Source organism: Neorhizobium sp. PAMB6630 (assembly GCF_058242775.1).
This window is the reverse complement of sequence record NZ_CM177836.1, coordinates 1,629,188-1,644,321: the sequence shown is the minus strand read 5'-3', so window position 1 is coordinate 1,644,321 and position 15,134 is coordinate 1,629,188. Positions and strand designations below refer to the sequence as shown.

Sequence of the window (15,134 nt, the reverse complement as noted above, 5' to 3'; positions counted from 1 at the left end):
CCCGGAAAAATGCCTTCTTTACACCAGCGCGTCAATTCCTATTCTATAGCTACTCTCAATTTGAGAGCAACAATTGCGGTGGCTAAACCGTCACCAAGGGGCAAGGAATATCCCATGACGAAAATCCTCGTAACCGGCGCATCGGGTCATCTCGGCGGCGCCGTCATCGCTCACCTTCTGAAGGATGGCAAGGTTGCCGCCTCAGACATCATTGCAGCCAGCCGCAGCCCGGCCAAGCTTTCCGCCCTCGCCGATCAGGGCGTCGAAACGCGGGCGGCGGATTTTGACGATGCGGCAAGCCTCGAAGCCGCCTTTGCCGGCGTCGACCGCGTGCTGCTGATCTCCACCGACGAACTGGCCTCGCCCGGCAAGCGGCTGGCGCAGCACAAGGCAGCCGTTGATGCCGCCGCAAAGGCTGGCGTCGGCCACATCCTCTACACCTCGATGCCGAACCCGGACAAATCACTGGTGTCCTTCGCACCCGATCATCTCGGCACCGAAGAGGCGATCAAGGCCAGCGGCCTCGCCTACACGATCATCCGCAATTCCTGGTACATCGACAATTATTTCATGGGCATGCCGCACAATCTGCAGGCGGGAATGTGGTTCACCTCCACCGGCGAAGGCCGCGTGCCCAACATCTCCCGCGATGACTGCGCAGCCGCTGCGGCCGCTGCCGTTGCCAACCCGCCGGCCGGCAATGTGACGCTGACACTGACCGGCGCCGAACTTTTGAACGCCGAAGAGATCGCCGCTGCCGTTTCCAAGGCCGCCGGCAAACCGCTGAAAGTGGTGCAGGTGACTGATGAGCAGCTGGCCGAAGGCGTCGCCGGTGCCGGCATGCCGCCTTTCGTGGTGGATCTCGTGGTCTCCACGGACGCCAATATCCGTGCCGGCAATTTCGAAGTGCTGACGGATGTGTTTGAAACGCTAACCGGGCGCAAGCCGCAGTCGGTTGCTGATTTCTTCGAGGAGAACAAGGCAGCACTCGGCTGAGTGCCGACCCCATTTTTCCGGTCGTCAATCCGAACGCCGGCGAACCTTCGCCGGCGTTTTTACGCGACGCCGGAGAAATTACTTGACTCCGTCAACTAATAATTGACTGAATGCTCAAAAGAGGTTCAGCCATGATCGATCTTCTCGACAGCATCCGTGATTTCAACCGCTTCTACACACACCAGCTCGGCATTCTCGGCCGCGACTACCTCGGCGCCGGTTATACGCTGGCGGAAGCGCGCATTTTGCATGATATCGGCGCGACCCCTGGCATTTGCGCAAGCACGCTGACCCGGACACTTTCGCTCGATCCCGCCTATCTCAGCCGAATTCTCAAGGCGTTTCGGGCCAGCGGACTGGTTGCAGCCGAGCAGGACCCAAACGACAAGCGCAGCCAGACCCTCACGCTCACACCGGCGGGCGACACTGAGCGGGCGCGGCTTGCCGATCTGTCGTGCCAGCAGATCGCGCTGGCCCTTGAGAGACTTCCCGGCGATGGCCGCCAGCTGCTTGCCGATGCCATCGCCGTTGTTCGCGACAGTTTCGGCGGCAGCCAGCCATCGGCACCGGTGAATTTCAGGGATCACCGGCCGGGAGACATGGGCTGGGTGATTGCCGCACAGGCGCAATTCTACACAAGTACCTTTGGCTGGAACGACCAGTTCGAGGCCCTTGTGGCCGAGGTCGCCGGCCGTTTCCTGAAAAACTTCAATCCGAAGCGCGAAAAAGCCTGGATTGCCGAGCGCCAGGGCCAGCGGCTCGGCTCGATCTTCATCACGGATGGGGGAGCGGATGTGGCAAAGCTGCGCCTTCTTTATGTGGATCCTGCCGCCCGCGGGCTTGGCCTTGGCAAGGCGCTGGTCAGCGAAGCCATCGGGTTTTCACGCCGCAGCGGTTACCGCACGCTCTCGCTCTGGACCAATGATAACCTGGCAACAGCGCTTGCCATCTACCAGAAGGCCGGGTTCCGGCTGGTCTCTGAAGAACGGCACACGATGTTCGGGCCTGAACTCAACGGCCAGACATGGGTGCTCGATCTCTGATCGCGATCTCAGATGGTTTCGCCGCAGGCGCGGCGGAAGCGGCGAACCGTTTCTGCCATGCCATATTCCAGCGCATCTGCCGTCAGGCCATGGCCGATGGAGACTTCGGCAAGATGGGGAATGCGGGCGGCAAGGGCCGGAAGGTTGGCAACCGTCAGGTCATGGCCGGCATTCACGCCAAGACCTTCGGCATGGGCTGCATCGGCCGTGCGTCCCAAGAGGTCGAGCATCTCACGCGCCTTTTCCGGCTGATCGTAACAGCCGCCGTAAGGGCCGGTATAAAGCTCGATGCGGTCGGCACCCGTCGCCTTGGCCAGCTTCACCGCCTCGACATCACCATCGCCATCGGCAAACAGCGACACTCGCATGCCCGATGCCTTGAGGCGGGCGATGATCGGCTTCAGCATCTCGCCCTGACGGCGGAAATCAAACCCGTGATCGGAGGTCGCCTGGGCCGGATCATCCGGCACCAGCGTGACCTGTTCCGGCTGCGTCTTCTCGCACAGCGCGAGAAAATCCTCCGAAGGATAACCTTCTATGTTGAACTCGGCCTTTGGAAACACATCGTCGATCAGCGCGCGCAACACCGGCAGATCGGAAAAACGGATGTGGCGCTGGTCGGGACGCGGATGCACCGTCAGCCCATAGGCGCCGGCTTGAAGCGCCACATGGCCGAGATGCTCGACGCTTGGCCACGGAAGATCGCGACGATTGCGCAGCATGGCAACGGCATTCAGATTGACGGAAAGCTTCGCGGGCATCGCATCGGTCCTCGGCAGGCAATGCCTGCATGTCTAAAGCAAAGGCTGGCGCATCGGCAACGGAATAATCCGCCCGTTTCCACGCAAAATACTGACGGATCTATCAATTCTTGTGGCCACAGAATCGCAGTTTCGCATCCGGAATAAACTGTTAACTTTAGAATTGCATAAAATAGGTGCAGCAGCCGCCGCACTTTGCACTTTCGGCAGGCAGTAGGCGGGCAGCAGGCATATGGGCTGGCGGAGCCTGTGTGCCCTGCATGAAGGAGGAGACAGCCATGCGGGTACAGACATCGAGTGAGACCATGGGGCGTCCGGCCCCGGCTTTCCTGCCCCGGATCGGACAGCACGTTTGCAATGACGGACAGCCCATCGGCATTTCAGACATGGCCGAGCTGTTTGGCGTTACCCACCGGACCTTACATTTTTACGAGGAAAAGGGCCTGATCACTGCCGAGCGGCTCGGCATGATGCGGGTCTACGATCAGCGAATGATCCGCAAGATGGCGGTGATCAACGCCTGCCGCGAGGTGGGCATGCCACTCTCTGCCATTCAGGACCTGATGCAGGATCTTTCCGATGCGGCAAGCCAGCTGGAGGCGGATGCGATTTTCTGCCGGGTGCTCGATAGCCGCAAGCGCGAACTGACCTCCGATATTTCCTCGATCCACCGGCAGATCCAGCAGATCCGCTCGCTGGTCAGCGAGATCGATATTGCGCCGGAGGTGACATCGGGCGTGCATGTGGAGCCGCTGGTGTTTTCAGACCGGGACCGGCGCTGCCTCGTGCTGATGACCGAAGGTTTTAAAGGCGGAGATCTCGCGCGGCAGCTGAACCTGACGGAAGAGGAACTGGCCGTTCTGGAGGAAAGCCTGATCGTGCGGCTTGGCGTGTCCAACCGTTTTCAGGCTGCCGCCAAGGCCATCGTTCTCGGCCTTCTGCCGCACTGAGCGGACTTACCGTACGATGGTAATGGTTTCGGCAGCGCGGGTGATGGCCGTATAGAGCCAGCGCTCGCGGCTGTCGCGAAAGGCCCAGCTTTCGTCGAACAGCACGACATTGTTCCACTGCGAGCCTTGCGCCTTATGGACGGTCAGCGCGTAGCCGAAATCGAACTCGTCGTAGCGTTTGCGGGTCGTCCAGGGGATCTCGCCCTCTTCCTCGAAGGCCTGTTTCAAAAGCTTGATCTTGGAGGCGCCGCGGTTCATGTCGTCGTCTTCCGGGCGGATCATCAGGTTGATGCCGGGCTTGACCGTCTCGCGCGATGAACTCATCACCTGCCAGAGCGAGCCGTTGAGCAGGCCCTTGGTCGGATCATTGCGCAGGCACACCAGCTTGTCGCCGGATTGCGGATAAGGCTGGTTAAAACCCTTCAGCTCGCGAAGTCGTTGGTTATAGCGCCGGCGCGTCTTGTTGGTGCCGACCAGAACCTGATCAGCCTCCAGAACCAATGTCTGGTTGACATCGTTACGCGAAATCACCTGGGCCGTGCCATAGTCGCCATGCATGATCTCGCGCCCCTCGCGCACCTGCATGGCCAGCTGGATGATCGGGTTGTCCCGCGCCTGGCGATGGATGTCGGTCAGCAGGTAATCCGGCTCCTGCTCGGTAAAGAAACCACCGCCGGAGACGGGTGGCAACTGGCCGGGATCGCCAAGCACCAGGATCGGCGTGCCAAAACTCATCAGGTCCTTGCCCAGTTGCTCATCCACCATCGAGCATTCGTCGATGACGATGAGAGCGGCCTTGGCAAGCGGGCTCTGGCGGTTGATGGAAAACATCGGCGAAACGGAGGTTTTTCCCGTCTCCTCGTTTTCCACCGCCTCCTCGCCGCGCGGGCGATAGATCAGCGAATGGATGGTGCGGGCGTTGGTCGCGCCGCGCGAGCGCAGCACTTGCGCTGCCTTGCCGGTAAAGGCTGCAAACAGCACCTCGCCATCGACATTTTCGGCAAAATGTTTTGCAAGCGTGGTCTTGCCCGTACCGGCATAACCGAACAGACGGAAAACCGGGCTGCGGCCTTCCTTCAGCCACTTCGAAACGGCCTTCAGGGCCTCGTCCTGTTGAGGTGCAAACTGCATGCCTCTTCCTTCACGGATTCGGAACAGAATAGCAACCTGAAACAGGAAAGCAGAGGCTGCAAACGCATGCTTTCACGAAGCCGATCATTCTTTACGCAGGGGATCATTGGCAAGCTCGATCGGTTGCCCGTGCGGCGTTGCCTCTGCTGCCCTTTGCCAGCTGTGTTGCAGGGCGAGAACCGTGTCCCGATCCGCAACGCCTTTTTCGGCAAGCAGATGCGACAGGGCAGCAACCCAGGCGTCGAAATAATCCGAACCGTCTTGCGCCCGCTCCGGCCGGTGAACCTCGCGCGACAGGTTTTCGGCCCATTCGCTCCAGGAAAATATGCCGCGCTCATGCAGATGCACGGTCAACGCAAACGCCTGCGCCTGCCATGGCTCGGCAAAGGCCGGCGCGCCCTCGGGAGAGAGGGGAAGGCCGGGCGATTGAGCAAGCGGCGAAAGGGGTTCACACTGGCTCAAGATAGCTCTCCCACGCATCGATGGACACGGTGAGCGTCGGATCGCTCCCCTCGCCCCAGATCTCCGGACCATCAAACACGACCGTATAGACCCATTGCGGATTTTCGCCGCGGCCATGGGCGTTGTCGTCGGGAAAAACGAATGCGCCCTGCACGGCCTCGATTGCGCCGGTCTTTGACCTTGCATAACGCGGCAATCTGGTATGGCCGAGCGGGTTGATGTTTTTCGTGCGCACCGTCTGGCCAACAACAAAGCGGGGAGCCGAACCAACCGGACGGTCGCAGGGGGCGCCCTTTGCCAGCACCGCCGGCACCATATCTGCCGTCAGCACGCGCTTCGGCTCAGCACTCGGCGTGAGGGCCTTTGCCATAAGAATCTCGTCTGCGGTCACAAAGCCATGACGCTCCAGAAGAACCTCCAGCGCGCGGATCCAGATTTCATAATAGCTCGCCGAGAGATAGGCGGCAGGCGCGATGTTTTCCCGCGCATGCCGGCTTTCATCGATCGTCCAGGCGCCAAACGCGCCGCAGGAGAGCGTGATGCCCAGCGCCCGCTTTTCCCACTCGCCATGAAAATACGGTTCGTCCTTTTCCGGCGCGACAGGCCCGAACCCCATCTGGCCGCCGAGATCATGCGGGCCGTTCATGCCGCCACCTCCACTGTCGGTCGGGCAAGGCCGGTGCCGATCATGCTGTCGCGCGTGACGAGGTCGGCCAACAGCTCCTCGCTCCAGCCTTCGGTGCCCTCGGGACGTTCGGGCACCACGAGATAACGCAGTTCCGCCGTCGAATCCCAGACGCGGATTTTTTGCGCCTGCGGCAGCACCACGCCGAATTCCAGGAGCACGCCGCGCGGATCGATGACCGCCTTGGCGCGATAGGCCGGCGCCTTGTACCAGACGGGCGGCAGGCCAAGCACGGCCCAGGGGTAACAGGAGCAGAGCGTACAGACGACGAGATTGTGCATCTCCTTGGAGTTGAACACCGCACGCATGTGCTCGCCCTGACGTCCGGTAAAGCCAAGGCTTGCAATGGCCGCCGTCGCATCTGCCGCAAGCCACTGCGCAAAGGCAGCGTCAACCCAAGCCTTCGCCACCACACGCGCGCCGTTGCGCGGCCCGATCTTCGTCTCGTAAGTATCCACGATTGCATCGAGCGCCTGCGGATCGATCAGGCCCTTCTGCGTCAGCACCGTTTCGAGAGCCCGCACCCGCGCCTGCATGTCGCTGTAGTGGTTGTCGTGGTGGTGATCATGGTGATCATGATCGTGATGGTGGTCGCTGCTCATCGCTGTGGTGCCTCTCGCATCCGTCTAGCGGCGACCATGGAACAGATCGACGCAACCAATCAAGGCCTTCGATAGGCAATCAACGACGTCGCGCCACCGCGCCACACGCCAAGGAGCGGGGGGCGCCCACCGAAAGCGGATCCATGGACGCGAGATAGGCAGTCTCTGCCGCAGCTTGCCGTCATTTCAGCATGGGCAGAAGGCTGATCACGAGCAGCACCGCCATGGTGATGTTGAACCATTTCAACCGCACCGGAACGGCGAGCCAATTGCGCAACACGGAGCCGAAACCGGCCCACAGCGAAACGCTCGGCAGATTGACAAGGGCAAAGACAATTCCGATCAGCCAGACGCTGCGCAGATAGTTTTCCGGGTCTGCATAGATCGCCATGGCGGTGACGGCCATCACCCAGGCCTTCGGGTTCACCCACTGAAACGCGGCAGCGCCGAAAAATGTCATCGGCCGCCCGCCGCTGCGGCCTTCAGCCAGCACCCGCGAGGAACCGATCTTCCAGGCGATATAAAGAAGATAAAGCCCACCGGCGATTTTCAGCGCGAGGTACAGCTGCGGCAACGCGTGAAGCAAGGCGCCAAGCCCAAACCCTACCCCCAGCAGCAGACTGAAGAAGCCGGCACCAATGCCCAGCATGTGCGGAATGGTGCGGCGGAAACCGAAATTCACGCCCGAAGCAAACAGCATCATGTTGTTCGGCCCCGGCGTGATGGAGGTTGTCAGGCCGAACAGAACCAGGGCGAAAAGCGCGTCGAATGTCATGGCGTTTCCTTTTCTCACCCTCAGGCGAGACTGTCTTAAAAGATCCAATAGCGGCTTGTGATGCAGATACCATCTGATTTGATGGATGGTGGTTGACCGGCCTTCTCGACAGCCTATCTGCCGGTTTCATACTGTCTGTTTTAGCGCCGCACGCCGCGACGAACGGCCCCCATTTTCAAAGGAGATTGCCATGCACCAGGATATGCCAACAGTGACGCTGAAGTCCGGCCGCACGGTGCCGGCCCTTGGCATCGGAACCTGGAAGATGGGCGATGACACGCACCACCGCGCCTCGGAAATCAAAAGCCTGCAGGCCGCCATCGATCTCGGCATGACGCTGATCGATACCGCCGAAATGTATGGCGAGGGCGCCTCGGAAGAGCTTGTCGGCGAAGCGATTGTCGGGCGCCGCGACGCGGTATTTCTCGTCAGCAAGGTCTATCCGCACAATGCCAGCCGACAGGGCGTGATCGATGCCTGCGCGCGCAGCCTGCACCGTCTCGGGACGGAGAAACTCGACCTCTATCTTCTGCATTGGCGCGGCCAGCATCCGCTCGCGGACACCGTTGCCGGCCTTCAGGTTTTGAAAGCGGAAGGTCGTATCGGCGCATGGGGCGTTTCCAATTTCGACGTCGACGACATGGAGGAGCTGATGGCGGTGCCTGGAGGCGCTGACTGTGCGGCAAACCAGGTGCTCTACAACCTGTCCCGGCGCGGCATCGAATACGATCTCCTGCCGTGGTGCCAGGAACGGGACATCGCGCTAATGGCCTATTCGCCCATCGAGCAGGGCCGCCTTCTGCGCCACCCGGACCTCATCCGCATCGCCAAATCCTATCAGGCGACGCCGGCGCAGGTGGCGCTTGCCTTCGTGCTGGAGCGCGACCGGATGATCGCCATTCCGAAAACCGGCAACCCCGCCCGCGTCGAGGAAAATCTCGGCGCCATCGATCTCGACATCAGCGACGAAGACTGGGAAGCGCTTGACCGCGCCTTCCCGCCGCCGTCGAAAAAACAACCACTCGAAATGCTTTAACGGCTTGAATCAAAACCTGAAGACGCGGATTCGGATTACCCGGAACCCCGCACAACCTCTTGGTTATACTCAAGTCTCCGGCGCAACACCGGAGACCTTTGCACCGAAAAAGATCACATCCCCTGCGCGCCGCGGTTCATCGCGGCAATGCCGGTGCGGCAGACTTCGATGAGGCCGAGCGGCTTCATGATCGCCACGAACTGGTCGATCTTGGAGGATTTTCCGGTGATCTCGAAGATGAAGTGCGACACCGTCGCATCGACCACCTTGGCGTGGAAGGCATCGGCCAGACGCAGGGTTTCGGCGCGATCCTCGCCGGTGCCGGCGATTTTGATCAGCGCCACTTCCCGCTCGATCGGACGCTCCTGACCGAGCTGGCCGGCGCGCACCGTCAAGTCCACGACGCGGTGGACGGGCACGATGCGCTCCAGCTGCGCCTTGATCTGCTCCAGCACGCCCGGCGTGCCATTGGTGACGATGGTGATGCGCGACAGATGCGCCTCATGCTCCGTCTCCGACACCGTCAGGCTCTCGATATTGTAGCCGCGGCCAGAAAACAGGCCGATGACACGCGCCAGCACGCCCGGCTCGTTGGTAACGAGCACGGATAGCGTGTGGCGCTCCTGAAGCGAAGTCTCCGGCGAGATGAAATAAGCCGAGCCGGTGGGTTGTAGGTGTGCGTTCATGGGTAAAATCCTTGTCCTTGTCCCTTTGGCGGCGGATCAGACGAGCTGGCGGCCCTTGGCATCGATGGCGTTGGCGACGGCTTCGTCGGTCGCTTCATCGGGCAGCAGCATCTCGTTATGGGCCTTGCCCGAGGGGATCATCGGGAAGCAGTTGGCGAGGTTGGCGACACGGCAATCAAAGATAACCGGGCCATCCACGGCGATCATGTGAGCGATCTTCTCGTCCAGTTCCTTCGGATCGTCGCAATAGATGCCGGTGGCACCATAGGCTTCGGCCAGCTTGACGAAATCAGGCATGGCTTCCGTATAGGAGTTGGACAGGCGGTTGCCGTGCAGCAGCTGCTGCCACTGGCGCACCATGCCCATATACTGGTTGTTCAGGATGAAGATCTTGACCGGCAGGTTATGCTGGATGGCGCAGGACATTTCCTGGATGCACATCTGGATGGAGGCATCGCCGGCGATGTCGATGACCAATGCTTCCGGATGTGCCACCTGCGCGCCGATGGCCGCCGGCAGGCCGTAACCCATCGTGCCGAGACCGCCCGAGGTCAGCCAATGGTTGGGCGCTTCGAAACCAAAAAACTGCGCCGCCCACATCTGGTGCTGACCAACTTCCGTGGTGATGTAGGTGTCACGGCCCTTCGACGCCTCGTAGAGACGCTGGATGGCGTATTGCGGCATGATGACATCGCTGGAATTGGTGTAGGCGAAGGAATTGCGCGCCCGCCATTTCTTGATGCTGGCATTCCATTCGGCCGTCTGATCCGCGGCAGGCTTTGTCGGCAGCGCCCGCCACAGGCGAACCATGTCTTCCAGCACACGCCCGACATCGCCGACGATCGGGATATCGACGCGGACATTCTTGTTGATCGAGGACGGGTCGATATCGACATGGATCTTGCGCGAGTTCGGCGAAAACGCATTGAGGCGACCGGTGATACGGTCATCGAAGCGCGCGCCGATGCAGACCATGACGTCGCAATCATGCATGGCCATATTGGCCTCGTAGGACCCGTGCATGCCGAGCATGCCCAGCCAATGTTCGCCGGATGCCGGATAGGCACCCAGACCCATCAGCGTCGAGGTGATCGGAATGCCCGACAGCTCCACAAGTTCGCGCAGCAGACGCGAGGCTTCCGGACCGGAATTGATGACACCGCCACCGGTATAGAGAACCGGGCGACGGGCAGACGCCATCAGCTCGACGGCAGCGCGTACCGCATTGAGGTCCGCATCGATATGAGCGCGGTAGCTCTTCTGGGGTACGTGGTCGGCCTTCGGCGTATAGGTGCCCGTGGCAAACTGCACGTCCTTCGGGATATCGACGACAACAGGGCCCGGACGGCCGGTCTGGGCGATACGGAAGGCCTCATGGATGGTGGCTGCCAGTTCGTTGACGTCCTTCACCAGCCAGTTGTGCTTGGTGCAGGGGCGCGTGATGCCGACGGTGTCGCATTCCTGAAAAGCGTCCGAGCCGATCAGCGTGGTCGGAACCTGGCCGGTGAGGCAGACGAGCGGGATGCTGTCCATCAGCGCATCCTGCAGCGGGGTGACCGCGTTGGTGGCACCGGGACCGGACGTGACGAGCATCACGCCAACCTTGCCGGTGGCGCGGGCATAACCTTCGGCGGCATGGCCGGCGCCCTGTTCATGGCGCACGAGGATGTGCTTGATATCGTCCTGCTGGAAGATCTCGTCGTAGATCGGCAGAACGGCGCCGCCCGGATATCCGAACAGATGCTCCACGCCGTTATCCTTCAGGGCCTTCAGAACGATTTCCGCCCCTGTCATCCGATTGTCTGCTGTACCCGTCATGTCCTGGTCCGTTATCTCTTGTGTGTGAAACGAGGCCTTGGGGCCTGATTGAAGGCATAAAAAAAGGCCCCCTGGAGGAGCCTTCGGTAGCGCATGGGTGGCTATCGCCGGATGGTTACACCATCCTGCCCATGCGCCTTCCCACCACGATAAGTGCGTTCGATACGATCATGGGCTGAACTGTTAGCCATAAAATTGCCACCCGTCAACGCAGATGCGCAACAAAACGTCGCCAGCACCTGATAACCGCACGCAAAATCGGCAGGAAAACGGGTGGAAGGGCAACCTCCCGTTAAGCGCCCGCCCGTTAACGTCACCTGCCACGGGCGAAGGCCTGCCAAAGACCCCGATACGACCATTGAAACCATAGACCAATCCTTAAAGGGTCGCACGCTTGCGCCATGACGATCACCAGCACCCGGCCACTGCCCGCGATGACGATCGTCGCGATGGGCTGACGCCCGGAAACCGCTTTCTCGGACGCGTCGTGGCCTGCACCGGCGCCCACGCCACCATTGCCGCCGTGCAGGATGCGGGCTCGACGGAACTTGCCGAGCTTTGGTCTGTGGGCCGCCTGATTTCCATCAGTGTTGGCAAGAACCGTGTCGTCGCGCTCACCTATTCCATGGCAACGGATGCCGGCGGATGGGGCGAAAACCGCCGCAACGAATTCCGCGTCGAGGTGGAGCTGCTCGGCGAAGTGCGCGTAGGCGAGCATGGCGCGGAGAGCTTTTCCACCGGCATTTCCCGTTATCCGCATCTTGGCGCCATCGCCCACCGCATCCGCACCAGCGACCTGAAACGCATCTATGATGCCGGCCAGGCCGACAGCTGCGTGATCGGAACGCTGGCGCAGGACGAGACGATCGATGCGACAATCCATATTCCTTCCATGCTGTCGAAACATTTTGCCATCGTCGGCTCGACCGGCGTCGGCAAATCCACCGCCGTTTCGCTTCTCCTCCACAAGGCCATCGAAGCCGATCCGAAGCTGCGGGTGCTGATCCTCGATCCCCACAACGAATTTGCCGCAGCCTTTCCCGGCAAGGCCGTGGTCATCGATCCCGAAACGCTGGACCTGCCCTTCTGGCTGATGCGACTCGATGAATTTGCCGAAGTGGTGTTTCGCGGCCGCCCGCCGGTGCCGGAAGAACTGGATTTTCTGCGCGACCTGATCCCGGAGGCCAAGCGCGCCTTTCGCGGCAGTGACACCGGTTCGGCACGACGCATCAGCGACAAGGGCACACTGACGGCTGATACGCCGGTGCCTTACCGCATGGCCGATCTTCTCACGTTGATCGACGAACGGATGGGACGGCTCGACGGGCGTGAGGAAAAGCCGGCGCTGCGGGCCCTCAAGGTTCGTCTGCTGTCTGCCATCGGCGATCCCCGCTATCGGTTCCTTTTTTCCAGCAACACGATCAACGACACCATCCTCCAGACCATCGCGCATATATTCCGCATTCCGGGCGATGACCGGCCCATCTCCACCTTCCAGCTGGCCGGCATTCCGTCTGAAGTGGTGAATTCCGTTGCCTCCATTCTCTGCCGCATGGCGTTTGAGCTGGCGCTGTGGAGCGATGGCGCCATCCACATGCTGGTGGTGTGCGAGGAAGCCCATCGTTATGTGCCGGCGGACAGGGAGCTGGGCTTTTTGCCGACCCGGCAGGCGATTGCCCGCATTGCCAAGGAGGGCCGCAAATATGGCGTCTCGCTCGGCATCATCACGCAGCGCCCGGGAGAACTCGACCAGACTATCCTGTCGCAATGTTCCACCGTGTTTGCCATGCGGCTTTCCAACGAACGCGACCAAGAGATCATCCGCTCGGCACTGCCCGATTCGTCCGTCTCCACCACCAGCTTTCTCTCCTCCATTGGCAATGGCGAGGCGATTGCCTTTGGCGAAGCGATCAGCGTGCCGATGCGCATGAAGTTCTCCCGCGTCGCGTCGCACATCCTGCCGCAGGCGCGCGGAGCGGGCGAGCGGGGCAGCGACAAGACGCCCGATACGGTGGACCTGCGCAGTGTGATTGCCCGCATGCGCGCCACCGAGACCGGGCCGGACATTACCGATTTCCAGTCGGACATCCTGAAGCGTAAGGAAAATGATCGGGCGCGTGGCGCTGGCTTCGGCTCTGAGCCATGGTCCGGCGAAGCGGCTGACAGGCCTCTTGAGCCCTATCACCCGGACATGCTGCCCGGCGCACGGGTTGCGCCCTTTGCAGCGGACACACGCCTCATCCGCCGCGGTCTGCCAGAGAAACAGTCTGCCGGCGACGCGCTGCGAGAGACCCGTCTGCACAGACCGCTCACCAGCCGCACTGAAGACTGATAGCCTGGCTTTACGAGATCCGGTTCTATCCGCCGCCTGAAAAACGAAGGCTTACGCGAGCGGATCGAACCGCTGCCAGCTGTCATCCATCTGGTTGCGAAACCAGGTCATCTGGCGCTTGGCATATTGGCGCGTGAGCGCCGAGCCACGCTCGATCACATGGTCACGGCTCATCGTGCCCTCCAAAAGGGCTGCAATCTCGGAAACGCCGATGGCGCGCAGAGCGGGCGCATCGGGCGCTACATTCAAGGAAAGAAGCGCCCTTACCTCGTTAATGGCGCCGGTCGCCAGCATGATCTCGAAACGTTGGTTGATACGCTGGTGCAAGAGGCGCCGCTCCGGCAGGACGACGATTTTCTCCGCCCTGTCAGGATCGATCAACATCGGGCCTCTGGTTTGCTGGAAAGTGGCGATCGACTGGCCGCTGGCAACCACGACCTCAAGCGCCCGCACCACGCGCTGGCCATCGGTGGGTGAAAGCCGGGCGGCCATTGCCGGATCGCGTCGCTGAAGTTCGCCATGCAACGGTTCCGGCCCCTCCTGCAGCAGACGAGTGCGAAACCCCTCGCGGATCTCAGGCGGGATCTCAGGCATATCGGAAAGGCCTCCGGTCAGCGCCTTGAAATAAAGCCCGGTGCCGCCGACAAACACCGGCAGGCGCCCTTCATCGCGCAGGCGCGGCAGCAGGGCTGTGACATCGCGCAACCATTCGCCAGTGGAATAGGCGGCCGTGGCCGGAACATGGCCGTAGAGCAGATGTGGCACATCGCCGGTTTCTTCCGGGCCCGGGCGAGCGGTCAGCACCCGCAGCGTGTCGTAGACCTGCATGCTGTCGGCATTGATGACAACGCCGCCGTGACGCTCAGCCAGCTCAAGCGCAAGCGCCGACTTGCCGCCTGCCGTCGGCCCGGTTATCAGGATAGCCTCGCAATTGTCCCGAAGGTTTTTCATCATGGCTCTCGTTGCCACGCTCATCGCCCATCCGTCAAACCCCGTTCTTGACGGAAAGCTGGGGGAAAGGGCCGCCGAAGCGGTGAATGCCGCTGGTCTCTACTGGCTGGCAGACGGAATTGCCTGCGACGTGGCGCTGAGAAACGAGGCCGAAGCGGCGTCCTCGGAGGCTGCCCTGCGCGCCGCGATCGGCGACATGCCCGTCGATGTCGTGGTGCAGGATGTCGAGACCCGCCGCAAGAAACTGCTGATCGCAGACATGGATTCCACCATGATCGGCCAGGAATGCATCGACGAGCTGGCCGATGTGGTCGGGCTGAAGGACAAGGTCTCTGTCATCACCGCGCGCGCCATGAACGGCGAGATCGCCTTCGAGCCCGCCCTTCGCGAACGGGTGGCGCTCCTGAAGGGGCTGCCAATCAGCGTGGTGGACGAGGTGATCACTAAACGCATCACACTTACCTCCGGCGGGCCGGCGCTGATTGCCACCATGCGCGCCAAAGGCTTTTACACCGCCCTCGTCTCCGGCGGCTTTACCGTCTTTACCAGCCGGATTGCAAAGACGCTGGGGTTTGATGAAAACCGCGCCAATATCCTTCTGGAAAAGGACGGCATCCTCACCGGCGAAGTGGCAGAACCGATCCTCGGCAAACAGGCCAAGGTGGATGCGCTGGAAGATATCTGTGCAACGCTTGGCATTTCCGTGGACGACGCAATGGCCGTTGGCGACGGCGCCAACGATCTCGGCATGATCAACCTTGCCGGCTCAGGCGCTGCCCTCCACGCCAAGCCCGCCGTTGCCGCCGAGGCGAAAATCCGCATCGACCATTCCGACCTTACGGCCCTCCTCTACATCCAGGGTTATCGCAAACACGAGTTCGTCACGCCATGACCGGATCGGAACAG

Annotated in this window: 15 protein-coding genes; 6 read left to right on the top strand and 9 right to left on the bottom strand. The window is 61.4% G+C overall.

Annotated elements, in window-relative coordinates; translation table 11 throughout:
• The first annotated feature begins 114 nt into the window (after positions 1-114).
• Complete coding sequence (locus AC4CWF_RS07775; RefSeq protein ID WP_491284632.1) at positions 115-996, top strand: SDR family oxidoreductase; 882 nt, start codon at positions 115-117, stop codon at positions 994-996.
• A gap of 131 nt (positions 997-1,127) precedes the next feature.
• Positions 1,128-2,039: a bifunctional helix-turn-helix transcriptional regulator/GNAT family N-acetyltransferase gene (locus tag AC4CWF_RS07770; protein WP_491284630.1), complete on the top strand. Its 912-nt coding sequence runs from the start codon at positions 1,128-1,130 to the stop codon at positions 2,037-2,039.
• An 8-nt stretch (positions 2,040-2,047) separates the two neighbouring features.
• On the opposite strand, the gene AC4CWF_RS07765 is transcribed toward AC4CWF_RS07770, so the two are convergent.
• Entirely contained in the window at positions 2,048-2,800 is a 753-nt protein-coding gene (locus AC4CWF_RS07765) for a pyridoxine 5'-phosphate synthase (protein ID WP_491284628.1), read from the bottom strand.
• Between the two features lie 278 nt (positions 2,801-3,078).
• Here AC4CWF_RS07765 and AC4CWF_RS07760 point away from each other — a divergent pair, with 278 nt between their 5' ends.
• The gene (locus AC4CWF_RS07760) at positions 3,079-3,750 is read left to right on the top strand and encodes a MerR family transcriptional regulator (RefSeq protein WP_491284626.1); all 672 of its coding nucleotides are present in this window, start codon (positions 3,079-3,081) and stop codon (positions 3,748-3,750) included.
• Positions 3,751-3,756: 6 nt separating this feature from the next.
• Here the strand turns inward: AC4CWF_RS07760 and AC4CWF_RS07755 are convergent, their stop codons facing one another.
• The 5 genes from AC4CWF_RS07755 to AC4CWF_RS07735 all read right to left on the bottom strand — a co-directional run bounded on the left by AC4CWF_RS07755 (position 3,757) and on the right by AC4CWF_RS07735 (position 7,405).
• Positions 3,757-4,881, bottom strand: coding sequence for an ATP-dependent DNA helicase (locus AC4CWF_RS07755; RefSeq protein ID WP_491284624.1), 1,125 nt, complete (start codon positions 4,879-4,881; stop codon positions 3,757-3,759).
• Positions 4,882-4,965: 84 nt separating this feature from the next.
• On the bottom strand, positions 4,966-5,343 hold the full coding sequence (locus tag AC4CWF_RS07750) for a nitrile hydratase accessory protein (protein ID WP_491284622.1): 378 nt from the start codon (positions 5,341-5,343) through the stop codon (positions 4,966-4,968).
• Positions 5,330-5,989, bottom strand: a complete 660-nt coding sequence (gene nthB, locus AC4CWF_RS07745; RefSeq protein ID WP_491284620.1) for a nitrile hydratase subunit beta — start codon at positions 5,987-5,989, stop codon at positions 5,330-5,332. The genes AC4CWF_RS07750 and nthB overlap by 14 nt, the downstream gene beginning before the upstream one ends.
• Positions 5,986-6,630 (bottom strand): nitrile hydratase subunit alpha, encoded by a 645-nt coding sequence (nthA, locus tag AC4CWF_RS07740; protein ID WP_491284618.1) that lies wholly within the window; start codon positions 6,628-6,630, stop codon positions 5,986-5,988. The genes nthB and nthA overlap by 4 nt, the downstream gene beginning before the upstream one ends.
• 181 nt (positions 6,631-6,811) lie before the next feature.
• Positions 6,812-7,405: a LysE family translocator gene (locus AC4CWF_RS07735; protein WP_491284616.1), complete on the bottom strand. Its 594-nt coding sequence runs from the start codon at positions 7,403-7,405 to the stop codon at positions 6,812-6,814.
• A gap of 190 nt (positions 7,406-7,595) precedes the next feature.
• Between AC4CWF_RS07735 and AC4CWF_RS07730 the strand changes: the two genes are divergently transcribed.
• Positions 7,596-8,441: an aldo/keto reductase gene (locus AC4CWF_RS07730; protein WP_491284614.1), complete on the top strand. Its 846-nt coding sequence runs from the start codon at positions 7,596-7,598 to the stop codon at positions 8,439-8,441.
• Between the two features lie 113 nt (positions 8,442-8,554).
• On the opposite strand, the gene ilvN is transcribed toward AC4CWF_RS07730, so the two are convergent.
• Complete coding sequence (gene ilvN / locus AC4CWF_RS07725; RefSeq protein ID WP_491284612.1) at positions 8,555-9,127, bottom strand: acetolactate synthase small subunit; 573 nt, start codon at positions 9,125-9,127, stop codon at positions 8,555-8,557.
• Positions 9,128-9,163: 36 nt separating this feature from the next.
• Positions 9,164-10,921: an acetolactate synthase 3 large subunit gene (locus AC4CWF_RS07720; protein WP_491285278.1), complete on the bottom strand. Its 1,758-nt coding sequence runs from the start codon at positions 10,919-10,921 to the stop codon at positions 9,164-9,166.
• A gap of 418 nt (positions 10,922-11,339) precedes the next feature.
• Between AC4CWF_RS07720 and AC4CWF_RS07715 the strand changes: the two genes are divergently transcribed.
• A complete protein-coding gene (locus AC4CWF_RS07715) occupies positions 11,340-13,277 on the top strand; it encodes an ATP-binding protein (protein ID WP_491284610.1) in 1,938 nt (645 codons plus the stop codon).
• 51 nt (positions 13,278-13,328) lie between these two features.
• Here AC4CWF_RS07715 and miaA read toward each other — a convergent pair whose 3' ends face one another.
• Entirely contained in the window at positions 13,329-14,231 is a 903-nt protein-coding gene (gene miaA / locus AC4CWF_RS07710; RefSeq protein WP_491284608.1) for a tRNA (adenosine(37)-N6)-dimethylallyltransferase MiaA, read from the bottom strand.
• Here miaA and serB point away from each other — a divergent pair.
• On the top strand, positions 14,230-15,120 hold the full coding sequence (gene serB / locus AC4CWF_RS07705) for a phosphoserine phosphatase SerB (protein ID WP_491284606.1): 891 nt from the start codon (positions 14,230-14,232) through the stop codon (positions 15,118-15,120). The two genes, miaA and serB, sit on opposite strands and share 2 nt — an antisense overlap.
• Positions 15,121-15,134 lie beyond the last annotated feature (14 nt).